Raw genomic sequence first — 15643 nt, 5'->3', positions numbered from 1 at the left:
TCTCCACACAGGTTGGATGTTGAACTGTTCGCTGATGAGCAAAAAAGAGGAGACATCAGCTTCTGTATCGGGAATGGAGAAGTACTCCATCTAAAAGGGCAGAGAGCTCGGTTCGATTTGCTCTTGAAGACTCCCGGTACGACTACGCTTTCCAACATCCAAGTGGTGAGCAATGTATTGTGGCCGCGGGAGAAAACTTGCGCCTTACGCCCTTCGCCTCTAAGGGCAACGCCACCGTTGAAGGCAACTGGCGACGAGACCACGCAGACAACGTTGCCTTGACCTTCTCAGGAGAACGGTTTGAAGGCGGTATAATCCTTCATCGACGCCTTTGCCCGGATATTGCGAAGACTTCGTTTGAGGATGTCCAGGCAGCGTCTCAGCAAGCCTTCGCCGAATGGCATGGAAAGCAACATCAGAGTGAAGCGGAGAAGTTAGCCACGTACCTTCTATGGGCAAACACAGTCCCGGCGGAGGGTACCCTGACACATCCAGCCACGTACATGTCCAAGAACCACATGATCAACATCTGGAGCTGGGACAACGCCTTTTCTGCCATAGGTCTTGCTGGCATTGATCCTGAACTAGCGTTTAGTCAGTTTGCAGCCATTTATGAGTGGCAAGACAACAGCGGTTTACTGCCAGACTTTGTGCATGATGTTGGAGCTTCGTTCGCATTCACAAAGCCCCCCGTCCATGGCTGGGCCATCTCCCACATACTTGAAACATATCGGGGAAGTTTTACATCTGATCAACTCGTCTATCTGCGCGAGAAAATGGAGCGTCAGCTCAGTTACTGGCTCACGCACACACGCGCAAACCCGCAGGAGCTTCCGAGCTATTTTCACGGCAACGACAGCGGCTGGGATAATGCCAGCTTCTTCGATCACGGCGGACCTGTGATTGGGCCAGACCTCCCCACATTCCTCTGCCTGACTGCAAAGTGCATTGCGCAGCTGCACAGAAAGGCCGAAGCACCAGAGGTTGCTAGCAAATTTGATCAGATAAGCACGGACCTCAGGGATCTGATGATCAAACAGCTCTGGAACGGCAAAACCTTTGAGTTCCGCAAATCAGCGCAACCAGAGTTGATCCTTCCGGATACCAGCCTTGCCCAGTTTATGCCGCTGTTGCTCGGCAGTGATCTGCCAAGAGAGATTGCAGAGAAACTGCTCGAAAGGTTCAATTCCCTAGGCTTCCTCACTGAATGGGGACCTGCTACAGAACACCCACAGAGCACTTACTATGAAGCAGATGGATATTGGCGTGGCCCCATATGGGCGCCTACCACACTGCTGATCTTCGATGGTTTATGTCAGCAAGGTGAGATCCGACTGGCGCATGAACTGGCAAAGCGGTTTATGAGAACTTGCGAGGCTTCAGGAATGGCAGAAAACTTTGATGCCTTGACTGGAGACGGTCTACGCGACAAAGCATTCGCTTGGACATCCGCTGTCTATCTTCGTTTTCAGGATGTGCTGTCAAAGGCACAACTGACCCCAGCTTGAGTATCCAATGGCGCAAAGACCAACGATCAAAACAATTGCGAAAGAAACAGGGCTCTCAACAGCCACTGTTTCAAAAGCGCTCAATGCTTCTCCCCAGGTGCGCCCGCGTACCCGTGACAAGGTTCTGCAAGCTGCAAAAGAGCTGGGTTATGAGCTGAATATAAGCGGTGTTCAACTGCGCACTGGCAAGACCTATCAGATTGCCATGGTGACCGTCATTGCATCACCGGATGACGATGAATGGGCTGGGGTGGGATATACGCAATTAATCAGCGGCATCTCCCGAGCAATCGCCCACACGCCCTATCGCGTGGTGCAGTATCAGGTAGCCAGTTTTGATGAGAGCTTCGAAGTCATCAAGCGTATCGTCCAGAATAAGAAGGCTGATGGCATTATCATCTCCGGAACACGCGTAAACGACCCCCGCATCAGCTTCATGCAGGAGAAGGAGTTCCCGTTTGTCACGTATGGTACCAGTGATGCCAGTGCACCCCATGCCTATGTGGATACGGACAATCGCCGCATTGTCACGATCTGCGTGGATCGCCTGCTCTCTAAAGGCCATCGTCGGATTGCAATGATCAACGCCAGAGAAGAGCTGAACTACACGCAAAACCGGGTGGAAGCCTACACTGCATCCTTGTCTCGTGCAGGATTGAGTTTCGATCCATCTCTGATTGCTTATGGCCGTCTGACACCAGCATTTGGCCGTGAGCAACTCTTTGAGATGTCTATGTTTGAAGAGCCTCCAACTGCCTATATTTGTGCCAATGAAGCGACGGCAATGGGCGTTCTTTCTGGGTTTCAGGTGCGTGGTATGGAACATGGCCGCGATGCGGTCGTGATTGCAACGGACGACCTGAATGTGTCGCAGTATTTCTCACCGCCAATTACAACTTGTTATCTCCCGATATCGAAGCCAAGCGAAACGCTGGGCCAGTTCATGCTGGACTTAATTGGCGGTGAGGATCCTAAAAATCTCCAGAAGCTGTTTGTGCCTGACTTGATCGAGCGTGGCGCTGATACGTGCAATCTCGAAAAGCAGCAGGCACAAAGTTAGCTCCTGCTATCAGCAATTAGAGCGATGTTCTTAAACCCTCGCTCTGAAAGTGCTTGAGCCCCTCGCCATGCCCGTAAACCAGTCCGGCAACAAAGCACAATGCGCTGGGTGCCGTTGAAGTCGTAGTTGGTGAGTTCTTCTGGTAGAACACGCTGGGCACTTGGACAAACGGGCTCGGGTGCTTCTATGTTGTCTCTCAGCTCAATCACCAGATCATCAGAGCTTAAGCCTTCTGTTGAGATAAACGGAGCATGCCACTCTGGTTCCTTCGCGTTGAAGAAAGAGAACCCACCGAACCCAAAGCTCTTAAGATCGATTGTAATGAGGCGACCCATTGGGTTCGGAGAGAAGCCAAGCAACACCGCCAGAACCATCTGCGCCTGCATGGTACCGATGCTTCCAACTGCTGGGCCAAGCACACCTGCACATGAGCAGTTTACAGCGTTGGAAGGCGGAGCAGGAAAGACCGCCCTTAGCGAAGGCACACCGCCACAAAATCCACCAAGGTACCCGGTGGTTCTCAATGCAGATGCTGAGATGAGCGGTTTGCCTTGCCGGTAACATTCGTCAGAGAGAATGTAAGACGCTGCGAAGGTATCAGCAGCATCGACAATGATATCTGCCTGACCAACCAACTCAGCGACGTTCCCCGGCTCCAGCGCAATGTTGCGTGCGCGCAGTTCTACCTCTGGATTATAGCCATGCAAACGAGCCGCAGCCGCATACGCTTTGCTCTCACCGACATTAGCAAGGGAATACAAAGGTTGGCGATGAAGGTTGCTCTCTTCAACAACATCGGGATCAACAATCGTGATGATGCCAACTCCGGCACCAGCAAGATACTGCAGAACTGGACACCCCAACCCTCCAGCTCCAACCACCAGCACATGCGAAGCGCGTAGCCGGCCTTGGCCTTCTGTACCGACCTCCGGCAAAATCATCTGACGATCATAGCGGGTCATAGCCTACAGGCCTCCGCCCACTCCTGTGTTCTGGCAACCGGATCTGGGGCTTGCAGAATATCAGTCACCACGGCAGCACTATCTGCTCCAGCTTCGAACACGCCAGCAAGCCGCTCCGGTGTTAGTCCTCCGATAGCTACGAGAGGTGTTTCTCCAACCATCTGCTTCCAACGACGGATGCGATCCAATCCCTGAGGCGCCCACTTCATTTTCTTCAGCTTGGTTGGATAGACTGGCCCCAGTGCCACATATTCAGGATTATGAGAGAGGGCTCGATCAAGTTCGGCCTCATCATGGGTAGAAAGACCAAAGCGAATGCCCGCTTTTCGAAGAGCGGTAAAGTCTGCGGTATCCATGTCCTCTTGGCCGAGGTGAATGAAGTCACAGCTCAGTTCCAATGCCAGCTCCCAGTAGTCATTAATGATCAACTGGGCACTATGAGCTTTGCAGAAATCTCGGGCCTTGATGACTTGTCGACGGACCTCAGTTTCTGGTTGATCTTTGATCCTCAGTTGCACAAGCTTCACGCCATGAGGCACGAGTTTTTCGATCCAGTCCACATCCCCAGTAATCAGGTAAAACCGTTCCATCAGATCAACTCCGCCATGCCAAGGATTGGGGTTGAAGGAACCGCCATATCCCGCGGTTCCATTGGATCGGCGGTATAACCAAGCGACCTGCTTCAACCGCTTGTGCCATCGCTTTAGCCATCAAAGCTGGATCCCCCGCTTTTGCGACAGCGGTGTTAAGCAGAACGGCATCCATACCCAACTCCATCGCACGTGTCGCATCAGAAGGGCGACCAATCCCGGCGTCGACGATCAATGGAGTATCCGGAAAGTGCGCTCGCATCGCCCGCAACGCATCTGGGTTCCGCAGTCCCTGACCAGATCCAATCGGTGCGCCCCACGGCATCAGCAGCTCGCAACCAGCTTCCAGCAGTTTCTCTCCAACCACCAGATCATCCGTGGTGTACGGGAACACTTTGAAACCGTCTGTGCTCAGGATTCTTGCAGCTTCGACAAGCCCAAATACATCCGGTTGCAAACTATCTGTGTTGCCGATGACCTCCAGCTTGATCCAGTCAGTGCCAAACAACTCCCGTGCCATCTGTGCAGTCGTGACAGCCTCTTGCACGCTATGACATCCGGCGGTGTTCGGTAGGATTTTGCAACCGCAATCCTTCAGCAACTCCCAGAACCCTGCACCAGACCCAACCGCAGTTTCTCGCCGCAAGGAGACTGTGATGATCTCTGCCTGACTGGCCTCAATCGCCTTCTTCAACACGGCAGGTGAAGGGTATTGCGCAGTGCCAAGAAGTAAGCGGGAGCTGATTTCTGAACCGTAAACCTGCATCTCAACCTCCCTGCATTGGAGCCAGAACTTCCAGCTTGTCACCGTCTGAAAGTGGTGTTTCTGAATAGTCCTCACGCGGCACAAAATTGCCGTTCAGGGCTGCTGCGATTGCTGCTGGTAAATTCCAACTCGGTAAGAGCATCAGCCAAAGTTTTGCCAGCAACCTCGCGCGGTTCTGCATTCACGATAATCTTCATTTGCAAGTCTCCGATAAAAGCTGCTCTGCTGCTTGCTGCGCCATTGCCGGAGCCAGCAAAAAGCCATGGCGATAAAGCCCGTTGAGATGAAGCACGCCATCGCGCTCAACAAGACGAGGAAGGTTGTCAGGAAAAGCAGGTCGCAAGCCTGCACCAATCTCCACCACACTCGCCTCCGCAAAGGCCGGATGAATAGCGAAGGCCGCACTCATCATCTCTGTGAGTGATCTGAGTGTGGGAGGTCGGTCTGAGCTGCTCTCCACCATCGTGCCCCCAATCATGAACAGCCCATCGGCACGCGGCACCAGATAAAGCGGCATACGCGGATGCAGGAGACGGATGACACGAGACAGCTTAACATCCGGGCAATGCAAAACAGCCATCTCACCACGCACAGCCCGCAAGTCAGGCAGACCAGCCGCCATTGCCGTGCAGTTGAGATCAACCCGCGAAGGCGCGTCAGTGCCATAGCGGATCTCCACGCCAAGCTCCTCAACCGCTTTCGTCAGATCAGCAAGTGCCTGCCTAGGATCAAGATGCGCCTCTTCTTTGAAGAAAAGCCCTCGCTCAAACCGTCCTTCCAAAGCGGGTTCAAGCTGAGTGATTACCTGACCATCAACTTCATCAAAATGAGACGTCCGCCGTGCAAACCGTGTCAGTTCTGCATGATCTCGTGGCGGTGCCACCACAAGTGTTCCATGCCGCGTGACTGGCGTGACCTGAGCCCACCAATCTGCCGCAGTGCATCCAAGCGTGATGACATTCTCTTCCGCACTTTCCCGCTCACAGTATGGAGCCAGCATGCCGCCCGCGAACCGGGCAACGCTGTTTTCTCCTGGCTTTTCTGCCCTCTCGAAGATAGTGACAGATGCACCACGCTTTGCCAGTTCATAGGCGGAAGCCAGCCCCGCAAGGCCAGCTCCTGCAATCGTAATCACTGCTCCGCCTCCGCCAATGGAAGGTAAAGCTCTCCACCTTCACGGAACTTGGCCGCCATCGCTTCCATGCCTTCCTTCTGCGCCTCCGCCCGAATGTCATGAGAAATCCGCATAGAGCAGAACTTTGGCCCGCACATGGAACAGAAATGCGCCACCTTGTGCGCGTCTTTCGGTAATGTTTCATCATGGAAGTTGCGCGCTGTTTCCGGGTCGAGGGATAGGTTGAACTGATCCTCCCAACGGAACTCAAAACGTGCTCGTGAAAGTGCATCATCCCGCCGCTGAGCACCTGGCAATCCCTTGGCAAGATCAGCAGCATGAGCTGCAATCTTGTAGGTGATTACGCCAGTCTTCACGTCATCCCTATCCGGTAGGCCCAGATGCTCCTTCGGCGTCACGTAACAAAGCATGGCACAGCCAAACCAACCGATCATCGCAGCACCAATGCCAGAGGTGATGTGGTCATAACCGGGGGCGATGTCTGTAGTGAGAGGGCCAAGCGTGTAGAACGGCGCTTCATGACAGCATTCCAGCTGCTTATCCATGTTCTCCTTGATCTTATGCATGGCCACATGGCCCGGCCCCTCGATCATCACCTGACAATCCTTGGCCCATGCGACCTTGGTCAGCTCGCCAAGTGTTTCCAATTCTGCAAACTGTGCTTCGTCATTAGCATCTGCAATGGAACCCGGACGCAGGCCATCGCCAAGGGAGAAAGCCACATCATACTGGCGGCAGATATCGCAGATCTCAGCGAAGTGCTCATAAAGGAAGCTCTCTTTATGATGATGCAGACACCACTTGGCCATGATGGAGCCGCCACGAGAAACAATGCCCGTCACGCGATTAACGGTCATTGGCACCATATGTAGACGCACACCAGCATGGATGGTGAAGTAATCAACCCCTTGCTCAGCCTGCTCAATCAGCGTGTCGCGAAAAATCTCCCAAGTGAGATCCTCAGCAATGCCATTTACTTTCTCAAGTGCCTGATAAAGCGGAACCGTCCCAATCGGCACCGGGCTGTTGCGGATGATCCACTCGCGAGTGTTGTGAATGTTACGACCTGTTGAGAGGTCCATAACCGTATCCGCACCCCAACGGATCGCCCAAACCATCTTGTCTACTTCTTCCTCCATGGAAGAGGTAACAGCGGACGTGCCCATATTTGCGTTGATCTTGACCAGAAAGTTCCGGCCAATGATCATCGGCTCGCTCTCGGGGTGGTTGATGTTGGAGGGGATAATCGCACGACCTGCCGCAACCTCATCCCGAACAAACTCCGGCGTTACGTAATCGGGAATGCTCGCGCCCCAGTCATTGCCAGATCGCTCTTCAGTTGCTGCTTCCCGCATCTGGTTCTCGCGGATAGCAACAAACTCCATCTCCGGCGTAATGATGCCAGCGCGGGCATAAGCCAGCTGTGTCACAGCCGTGCCGTCCTTGCCACGCAGAGGCTGCGGCTTCACTGGAAACTCAGCAACCAATCGCTCACCCTGCACAAAGCCGTTGTCTTCAGGTTTGATCTCCCGGCCTTCATAAACTTCCACATCTCCGCGAGCCTCAATCCACTTACGCCGCAACGCTGGCAGACCTTCGGAAATATTGGTTGTGACCGCTGGGTCAGTGTAGGGGCCGGAGCTGTCATAGACTGGCAACGGTGGTTCGCCTGCAGTTGGATGGACACTGATTTCACGCATCGGGACGCGTACGTCTTCATGCAGATTGCCACTCACGTAGATCTTGCGTGATGCAGGCAGACAGCCTGTAGTGATGGATGGCTTTGGGCTAGTCATAATGGTGCTCCTCAAGTTCATAACTCGAAAGACACCAGATGAGTTTTGGCTGGGAAACGGCAGGAAGATCTCCTGCTGAGTGGATCGCGGTGGATACAATACCCCTGATAACAGGCCGCGCGACCCGTGCTTCCTACGCCAGTGTCAACTGGGTCAGGTTCAAAGGGTCGCGTCGCCGAGCTTGCGCTCTGTCAGCCTCTCAGTCTCCTAGGTGAGACTCCCCTGCATACGTGTTTTTGCTAGACCTATTAGAAGAGCCTGTCAAGGCAGGTTCGGTTCAGGTGAGGTTCAGAAATCTTCTGTAATTTAGTTTTGGTGAGAGGGGAGTTGTTGGCCCTTATTGGATTTTGCGGTTTGCGCACCTATCTCTCATCTAAGAATTTCACTTCTGGATATCGCAACTAATAATATCAACGAATGCCTGAAACCTCTTCTCTCCCGTCTGTTCTTGCCGGCCCTATTCTGCGGCGATTAGAAACCAACCGTTTAACCTTCTGGCTCGCTGTCCGCGCACCGGCAGATGTAAAGCTGGAGCTACTGCCCCAAGGCGGTGATCCGCAAACCTATGAGCTTTCCAAAAAGCAGGCAGAGGTGAACCTGATTTCAGCAGGCACACACCTTCATTACCTGTTGATCGACCTTCCGCTTCATCAGCCACTGCCACAGGATGTCTGGGTCAACTATCGCCTATCTTTGCGTATGGCAGATGATGAAGCAGCGGGCTGGCAAGATCACACGGCTTGGGCACCTGATCTCTGTTATGAAGGTCAATCGCTTCCCGGCTTCCTTCTCAGCTCCAAAGTGTCTTCGCTTCTGCACGGCTCTTGCCGTAAGCCTCATCACGAATCCGGTGATGGCTTGGTTGCTGCGGACCAGTTTCTGGCCAAGCATATTGCATCGAATGGCGAGACCAAGATCGATCAGGAAAAATGGCCTGCTGCACTGGTGATGAGCGGTGACCAGATCTACTCTGATGATGTAGCTGGCCCGATGTTGCGAGCAATCCATTCGCTCATCGAAAAGCTCGGCATTACAGAGGAGCAGTTGAGTGGCTTGGAAAGCAAGATCCCCGACACTGCATCAGACCTGTATAGCCATGGTGATACCTACTATCGGCGTGAAAAGTTTCTGCCCAATCTGGAGAAGAACCGGAAGCTCTGGGTTGTTTTGTTTGGTGGGGTAGAGAAGCCGATTTTTACGGCTGACCATGCTCACAACCACCTGATTACACTTGCTGAATTTTTGGCGATGTATCTGCTTGTCTGGTCACCTGCTGCATGGGAACTTGTTGAGACAGATAAACCTGAGGGTCTAACACCTGAAGAAACAGAGCTTTATGAGACTGAGCAGGAAATCTTGAAGGACTTTGTCTCAGGCCTCAGTCAGGTCCGCAGGCTCTTTGCGCATTTGCCAGTTGCGATGATCTTTGACGATCACGATGTCACGGACGACTGGAACCTCAATCGTGATTGGGAAGAAACCGCCTACGGTCACCCGTTCTCCCGCCGCATCATCGGTAATGCCCTGTGCGCCTACATGCTCAATCAGGGCTGGGGTAACAAACCGGAAGCCTTCGCGGGTGGACTACTGAATGAGATGACTGAGGTCTTCAAGACACCCGGCACAAACGCCTACGATGAGTTTCTGGACAACCTCTTTGGCTTTGAGAACTGGGACTATCACTGGGAGCTGGACCCGCCACTATTGGTGCTGGACACCCGCACACGCAGATGGAGATCAGAACGTGCGGGGTATCTACCCTCTGGCTTGTTGGATTGGGAAGCTGTCACTGATCTTCAGCGATCCCTTCGCGGCAAGGATGCTGTCCTGCTTGTATCCGCTGCGCCAATTTTCGGCGTTAAGTTGATTGAGACCCTTCAGAAGCTCCTCACCTTCATGGGCAAGCCGCTTATGGTGGACGCTGAATACTGGATGGCTCATCCGGGAACGGCAGATGGCATTTTGAATGTGTTCCGTCACCGGAAAACGCCAGACCGTTTCACGATCCTCTCCGGAGATGTGCATTACTCGTTTGTGTATGACGTAGAACTGCGCGGCCATTCCAGAGGGCCGGACATCTGGCAAATCTGCAGCAGTGGCATCAAGAACGAGTTCCCCGCAAAGCTGCTGGACAAACTCGATCATCTGAACCGTTGGCTCTATGCGCCCCGCTCACCGCTAAACTGGCTCACGAGACGGCGAGGGATGAAAGTGATCCCGCGTAAGCCAGTCGGCACGCAACACGGTCGTCGCCTGCTGAATGCAAGTGGCATTGGATTAGTTGAGTTTGATGAACATGGCGGGCCCGATCAAATCAGCCAGCTGCTGCCAGATGGTCGGCAGGTTGTGTTCGTACGCCGGGAAGAAGAAGCTCGCTGGGATTAACGACAAAAAATCTAGAGCCAAAATAATACCTGTGGTCTGCAACTGTCTCAGGTAAATGCTGGAAATTTATTAGAATTACCCAAATTAAGAGCTCTCTCTAATATATCATTGCCATATCGCGAGTTGTTGGTATGCTATTGGTATCAGGGAGAGTCTCGTGTCCAGCATGTCCAGAAAAGTCGGGTTTCCAGAACATTCCAATCCACGAGAATGGCGAGAAACCGAGCAAAGATCTTCACGTTACGCAGGCTTGGAAACATGGGGGACCGATGAGGTTCTCAAAGCATTGCTGGGCGGCCAGATGCAGGCCCTCAATGCAGTCTGGGCCGCGCTGGGCGAACTGGAGACCGCCGTTGATGCGACTGCTCAGCGACTAAAGGCAGGCGAGGGTCGGCTTGTCTATGTTGGTGCAGGAACTTCAGGCCGCCTTGGCGTTCTGGATGGCATTGAACTCATTCCCACATTCGGCTGGCCAGAAGAGCGTTTGATCTACGGTTTGGCAGGCGGCGAAGCAGGTCTTCTGCGTCCTCAGGAAGGGGCAGAAGACAGTGTAGAAGCGGGCCGAAACTTTGTCATAGAACATAAGGTTGGCGTTCAGGACGTTGTATTGGGTCTGGCTGCCAGTGGCACGACGCCATTCACCCGTGCTGCAATCCAGACAGCTCGTGCCTCAGGCGCACTGACCATATCATTAGCCAACAATCCGCAGAGCCCATTGCTGGCAGACGCGGAGCACGAAGTTCTTTTAAGAACCGGCGCGGAAGTGCTGGCAGGCTCTACGCGACTATCAGCAGGGACCAGCCAGAAGGCAGCTCTCAACCTGTTCTCCACTGCCCTGATGGTGCGGCTGAACAAGGTATATCGCGGCTACATGGTCGATATGCAGCTGACCAACGACAAGCTGGATCAACGTGCAAAAGACATGGTGGTCTCACTCACCGGCTGTTCGCAGGAAAAAGCTGCAGCATCCCTGCATGAAAGCGGTAATCAGATTAAGCTGGCTGTGCTGTTGGTGCTTGGTGCAACCAAACAACAAGCCACCAATGTATTGGCAGAAACTCAGGGAGATTTGGGAGAATCTCTTCAGGTTCTTGGGTTGCATCAACCCGAATAGCTTTTGCATCAGGTGAGCTATTTCAATCACCTGATGCCTAAAAGAATATTCGCCCGCTGGGGGGCAGGCGAATTGCGATACCGGCAGTTTTTCAAGGCGGTATTCGATCATTTGTTATGGGAGGAATTTATGAAACACTATTTGTCATCGGGCATTGCTGCGTCTTTGCTGCTGGGCTCCGCGTCCTTCGCATTTGCGGCTTCAGAGCTGACAATTGAAAGCTGGCGCAATGATGATTTGAGCATCTGGCAGGAAACCATTCTGCCTGCGTTTATGAAGGCGCATCCCGATATCAAAATCAAGTTCACACCAACTGCTCCGGTACAGTACAACGCGGCACTAAATGCAAAGCTGGAAGGTGGCACTGCTGGTGACCTGATCACTTGTCGTCCGTTCGATGGTTCGCTGGATCTTTACAGCAAAGGCTACCTGAAGAACCTTCAGGGCATGGCAACGCTCGACAACTTCCCGGATTCAGCCAAAGGTGCCTGGAGCACAGATGATGGCAGCGCAACTTTCTGCGTGCCAATGGCTGCCGTGATCCACGGCTTCATCTACAACAAGGATGCCTTCGCTGAGATCGGTGTCGAGCCACCAAAAACTCAGGCTGAGTTCATGGCAGTGCTCGACAAAATCAAGGAAGACGGCAACTACATTCCAATGGCCATGGGCACACTGGATCAGTGGGAATCCGCTGCCATGGGTTACCAGAACATCGGTCCTATGTACTGGAAGGGTGAAGAGGGCCGCAAAGCCATCGTCGCCGGTACAGGCAAACTGACAGATGAAGGCTGGGTGAAGCCATTTGAGGTTCTGGCCAGCTGGGGACCTTACCTTGGTGATGGTTATGAAGCTCAATCTTATCCGGACAGTCAGACACTCTTCACGCTGGGCCGTGCCGCAATCTATCCATCAGGTTCATGGGAAATCGCAGGCTTTAACCGCGATGCAGACTTCAAGCTGGGTGCATTCCGTCCACCTCTGCCAGCAGAAGGTGACAGCTGCTACATCTCAGACCACACCGATATCGGCATCGGCTTGAATGCAGCATCTCCAAATGCCGAAGCTGCGATGAAGTTCTTGGAGTGGATGGGCACCAAAGAGTTTGCGGAACTCTATTCCAACGCTGTTCCGGGCTTCTTCTCCTTGTCCAAGCATGAGATCTCCCTGTCTGATCCTCTCGCTGATGAGTTCATCTCATGGCGTAAGGACTGTCAGTCCACCAACCGCTCAGCTGCACAGATCGTTTCTCGCGGTACGCCAAACCTCTGGAACGAAATGTGGGTGGTTTCTGCAAACGTCATCAATGGCAAGCAGTCACCTCAGGATGCAGCCAACCAGCTGCAGAAGGGGCTGAGCTCCTGGTATGAGCCTCAGATGGACTAAGGCATCTCTCCTACCTGAACACAAAACAGCAGATGTGCAGCTCGCCTGCGCATCTGCCTCGCAATGAGAGATGATAGAAGTGGAACAAGACCTTATGGTCAGTGAGCGGAAAAAGAAGCCGTTTCGCTGGCACGTACTCGTCTTTCTGGCACCGGCAGTCATCGTCTATACGATGATCATGATCCTGCCGCTGGCTGAAACGCTGCGCTTTTCGTTCTTCCAAAGAGACACAACCACGCAGGTGGTCTCATTTGTTGGTTTTGAGAACTACATCAAGCTGTTCTTCGATCCATATTGGGTCGAACCATTCCTGAACTCGCTTTGGAACAATTGCTATTTCTTCATGATCCATATGCTGGTGCAGAACCCGATCGGCATTCTGATCGCAGCTTTGCTCTCCATGGTCCACCTGCCGGGCAAAAAGCTTTACCGCACAGCCATCTTCATGCCAACGCTCCTGTCCTTCGTGGTGGTCGGTTTCGTCTGGAAGCTGATGCTGTCTCCGCTCTGGGGGGTGTCGAAAGGATTGATGAAGTCAGTCGGGCTTGGCAGCTGGTATCTGCCGTTCCTCGGCAAGGAAGAGACCGCGCTCACCACACTCTCTCTCATTTCCGTCTGGCAGTTCATTGGCATTCCTATGATGCTGATCTATGCCGCACTGCTTTCTATTCCAGATGAGGTGATTGAAGCCGCTGAATGTGATGGCGTGACCGGCATTTCTCAGTTCTTCAAAATCAAACTGGTCCTTATTCTGCCAACCATCGGCATCATCTCGATCCTCACATTCGTGGGCAACTTCAATGCGTTCGACCTGATCTACACCACGCAAGGTCCACTGGCAGGACCAAACTTCTCGACCGATCTGCTGGGTACGATCCTCTACCGAACGTTCTACGGGCAACAACTCCAGCCAGGTGATCCCAACATGGGGGCTGCCATCGCAACGGTGATGTTCTTCATCATCCTGACGGGTGTTGCCATCTACCTCTTCTTCATTCAGCGCAAGCTGACACGCTACGAGATGTGAGGCGCAAATGGCTATTTCTCGTGCAAGACGAAACCGAATGGCAGAGCTGGGTGCGCACATAATCCTGCTTGCCTTTGCAGTGATCGCGCTGTTCCCGGTACTCCTCATTCTGATCAACTCGCTCAAAACCAAAAAAGCTATCTTCCGTCAACCGCTGGAGTTCCCAACTTCTGAAACTCTGGATCTGGTCGGCTACACAACAGTGCTGCAGCAAGGTAACTTCCCACTGTATTTCTGGAACTCATTGTTCGTGACCGGTGCCAGCCTGTTCTTCATCCTGCTGTTTGGGGCCATGGCTGCTTTTGCGCTCAGTGAGTACAAGTTCCGCGGCAATCGCTTGCTGGGGCTCTACATGGCTCTGGGCATCATGATCCCAATCCGGCTGGGTACAGTCGGTATTCTCCGCCTCATGGTCACGACGGATCTGGTGAACACCCATTGGGCGCTCATTCTGGTCTACACCGCCCAAGGCCTGCCGCTGGCGATCTTCATCCTCTCAGAGTTCATGTCCACGGTCTCATCAGATCTCAAATCCGCAGGTCGTATTGATGGCCTTTCGGAATACTCCATCTTCTTCCGGCTTGTTTTGCCACTCGTGAGACCCGCAATGGCGACGGTAGCGGTGTTCTCCATGATCCCGGTCTGGAACGACCTGTGGTTCCCACTCATTCTGGCGCCGGCTGAGCATACCAAAACACTCACACTCGGTGCGCAGGTGTTTGTGGGGCAGTTCACCAACAACTGGAATGCAATTCTGGCGGCTATGGCATTGGCGATCATCCGGTGCTTGTTCTTTACACGATCTTCTCGCGCCAGCTCATTCGGGGCCTAACCTCAGGAGCAGTCAAATGAGTGACAAACCTATTCGCGTGCTCGTGGTAGGCCTTGGAAACATGGGCAAGTCTCACGCTCTGGCGTATGAAGCCAATCCGGGGTTTGAGATCGTTGGCCTGATCAACCGCTCTCCTGTCGAGTTACCAGAAGAGCTGGCTCACCACACAATCCAACATGACTTCGCGCAGGCATTGGTCGAAACCAAGCCAGACCTCGTCTCCATCTGCACCTACTCTGACAGCCACGCAGAGTATGCCGTCATGGCAATGGAAGCAGGCGCAGACATCTTTGTCGAAAAGCCATTAGCAACCACAGTTGAAGATGCCCAAAGCGTTGTTGAAACAGCCCGCAAGCTGGGGCGCAAGCTCGTCGTCGGGTATATCCTGCGTCACCATCCATCCTGGACAACACTCATTGAGCAATCTCGGAAGTTAGGTGGACCTTATGTGTTCCGCATGAACCTGAACCAACAGTCCAGTGGAGCCACCTGGCAAACGCATAAGCAACTGATGCAAACCACATCGCCCATCGTGGACTGCGGCGTTCACTACATCGACGTCATGTGCCAGATCACCGATGCCAAGCCTGTTGAGGTGCGAGGCATGGGCGTGAGGTTAAGTGATGAACTGCCGGACGACATGTACAACTACGGCCACCTTCAGGTGCTGTTCGAGGATGGCTCCGTCGGCTGGTACGAAGCAGGGTGGGGTCCGATGATGTCAGAAACCGCGTTCTTTGTGAAAGATGTCGTGTCAAAGAACGGAAGCGTCTCCATCGTCATGGAAGGCGAAGCGCGCTCTGACGATATCGATATGCATACCAAAACCTCCACCATTCGTGTCCATTACGGCGACACAAACGCCAATGGCGAGTTCACGCGACAGGATGATGTGCTCAGTATGGAAGGCGAACCGGGGCATCAGGCGCTATGCGACAGGGAGCAAGCCTTTGTACTCAAAGCTATCCGCGAAGATCTGGATCTGGAAGACCACATGAATGCAGCAGTGAACTCACTGGCTGTTGTTCTGGCAGCAGATCAAGCAGTGCGAACTGGTAAAGCACAGAAACTGGACTTGTAAT

11 protein-coding genes and 3 pseudogenes are annotated in these 15643 nt (G+C 53.3%); 8 read left to right on the top strand and 6 right to left on the bottom strand.

All coding sequences use genetic code 11. The features are described from left to right. Positions 1-197: 197 nt before the first annotated feature. Positions 198-1508 carry an amylo-alpha-1,6-glucosidase gene (locus JCM12308_RS21555; protein ID WP_244271983.1) on the top strand — a complete coding sequence of 437 codons (1311 nt, stop codon included), beginning with the start codon at positions 198-200 and terminating at the stop codon, positions 1506-1508. 7 nt (positions 1509-1515) lie between these two features. Then, positions 1516-2568: a substrate-binding domain-containing protein gene (locus JCM12308_RS21550; RefSeq protein WP_054785036.1), complete on the top strand. Its 1053-nt coding sequence runs from the start codon at positions 1516-1518 to the stop codon at positions 2566-2568. Here JCM12308_RS21550 and JCM12308_RS21545 read toward each other — a convergent pair. The 6 genes and pseudogenes from JCM12308_RS21545 to thiC all read right to left on the bottom strand — a co-directional run bounded on the left by JCM12308_RS21545 (position 2565) and on the right by thiC (position 7817). Continuing rightward, positions 2565-3530: a HesA/MoeB/ThiF family protein gene (locus tag JCM12308_RS21545; protein WP_054785035.1), complete on the bottom strand. Its 966-nt coding sequence runs from the start codon at positions 3528-3530 to the stop codon at positions 2565-2567. The two genes, JCM12308_RS21550 and JCM12308_RS21545, sit on opposite strands and share 4 nt — an antisense overlap. Further along, positions 3527-4120 (bottom strand): thiamine phosphate synthase, encoded by a 594-nt coding sequence (locus JCM12308_RS21540; protein ID WP_054785034.1) that lies wholly within the window; start codon positions 4118-4120, stop codon positions 3527-3529. Before JCM12308_RS21540 ends, JCM12308_RS21545 begins: the two co-directional genes overlap by 4 nt. After that, positions 4120-4886, bottom strand: a pseudogene (locus JCM12308_RS21535) (thiazole synthase). Before JCM12308_RS21535 ends, JCM12308_RS21540 begins: the two are co-directional and overlap by 1 nt. A gap of 1 nt (position 4887) precedes the next feature. Then, positions 4888-5083 (bottom strand): annotated as a pseudogene (gene thiS, locus JCM12308_RS21530) (sulfur carrier protein ThiS). Then, positions 5080-6021, bottom strand: a complete 942-nt coding sequence (locus tag JCM12308_RS21525; RefSeq protein WP_054785033.1) for an FAD-dependent oxidoreductase — start codon at positions 6019-6021, stop codon at positions 5080-5082. Before JCM12308_RS21525 ends, thiS begins: the two are co-directional and overlap by 4 nt. Beyond that, the gene (thiC, locus tag JCM12308_RS21520) at positions 6018-7817 is read right to left on the bottom strand and encodes a phosphomethylpyrimidine synthase ThiC (RefSeq protein WP_054785032.1); all 1800 of its coding nucleotides are present in this window, start codon (positions 7815-7817) and stop codon (positions 6018-6020) included. Before thiC ends, JCM12308_RS21525 begins: the two co-directional genes overlap by 4 nt. 417 nt (positions 7818-8234) lie before the next feature. Between thiC and JCM12308_RS21515 the strand changes: the two genes are divergently transcribed. The 6 genes and pseudogenes from JCM12308_RS21515 to JCM12308_RS21490 all read left to right on the top strand — a co-directional run bounded on the left by JCM12308_RS21515 (position 8235) and on the right by JCM12308_RS21490 (position 15642). Further along, a complete protein-coding gene (locus JCM12308_RS21515; protein ID WP_054785031.1) occupies positions 8235-10202 on the top strand; it encodes a metallophosphoesterase family protein in 1968 nt (655 codons plus the stop codon). 166 nt (positions 10203-10368) lie between these two features. Continuing rightward, positions 10369-11316: an N-acetylmuramic acid 6-phosphate etherase gene (locus tag JCM12308_RS21510; protein WP_054785030.1), complete on the top strand. Its 948-nt coding sequence runs from the start codon at positions 10369-10371 to the stop codon at positions 11314-11316. A gap of 129 nt (positions 11317-11445) precedes the next feature. Then, on the top strand, positions 11446-12702 hold the full coding sequence (locus tag JCM12308_RS21505) for an ABC transporter substrate-binding protein (RefSeq protein ID WP_014283761.1): 1257 nt from the start codon (positions 11446-11448) through the stop codon (positions 12700-12702). Between the two features lie 94 nt (positions 12703-12796). Further along, a complete protein-coding gene (locus tag JCM12308_RS21500; RefSeq protein WP_054785029.1) occupies positions 12797-13729 on the top strand; it encodes a carbohydrate ABC transporter permease in 933 nt (310 codons plus the stop codon). Between the two features lie 7 nt (positions 13730-13736). Beyond that, a pseudogene (locus JCM12308_RS21495) lies at positions 13737-14581 on the top strand (carbohydrate ABC transporter permease). Beyond that, positions 14578-15642 (top strand): Gfo/Idh/MocA family protein, encoded by a 1065-nt coding sequence (locus tag JCM12308_RS21490; RefSeq protein WP_054785028.1) that lies wholly within the window; start codon positions 14578-14580, stop codon positions 15640-15642. Before JCM12308_RS21495 ends, JCM12308_RS21490 begins: the two are co-directional and overlap by 4 nt. Position 15643: the final 1 nt, after the last annotated feature.

The organism is Pseudovibrio denitrificans JCM 12308 (assembly GCF_001310815.1).
Classification (GTDB): Bacteria; Pseudomonadota; Alphaproteobacteria; order Rhizobiales; family Stappiaceae; genus Pseudovibrio; species Pseudovibrio denitrificans.
This window is presented reverse-complemented; position numbering and strand designations above follow the sequence as displayed.

What these genes read in the sequence shown, in the direction of transcription:
- JCM12308_RS21550 (WP_054785036.1), top strand. Translation starts at nt 1,516, where the DNA reads ATGGCGCAAAGACCAACGATCAAAACAATTGCGAAAGAAACAGGGCTC.
- JCM12308_RS21545 (WP_054785035.1), bottom strand. Translation starts at nt 3,530, where the DNA reads ATGACCCGCTATGATCGTCAGATGATTTTGCCGGAGGTCGGTACAGAA.
- JCM12308_RS21540 (WP_054785034.1), bottom strand. Translation starts at nt 4,120, where the DNA reads ATGGAACGGTTTTACCTGATTACTGGGGATGTGGACTGGATCGAAAAA.
- thiC (WP_054785032.1), bottom strand. Translation starts at nt 7,817, where the DNA reads ATGACTAGCCCAAAGCCATCCATCACTACAGGCTGTCTGCCTGCATCA.
- JCM12308_RS21515 (WP_054785031.1), top strand. Translation starts at nt 8,235, where the DNA reads ATGCCTGAAACCTCTTCTCTCCCGTCTGTTCTTGCCGGCCCTATTCTG.
- JCM12308_RS21510 (WP_054785030.1), top strand. Translation starts at nt 10,369, where the DNA reads ATGTCCAGAAAAGTCGGGTTTCCAGAACATTCCAATCCACGAGAATGG.
- JCM12308_RS21505 (WP_014283761.1), top strand. Translation starts at nt 11,446, where the DNA reads ATGAAACACTATTTGTCATCGGGCATTGCTGCGTCTTTGCTGCTGGGC.
- JCM12308_RS21500 (WP_054785029.1), top strand. Translation starts at nt 12,797, where the DNA reads ATGGTCAGTGAGCGGAAAAAGAAGCCGTTTCGCTGGCACGTACTCGTC.
- JCM12308_RS21490 (WP_054785028.1), top strand. Translation starts at nt 14,578, where the DNA reads ATGAGTGACAAACCTATTCGCGTGCTCGTGGTAGGCCTTGGAAACATG.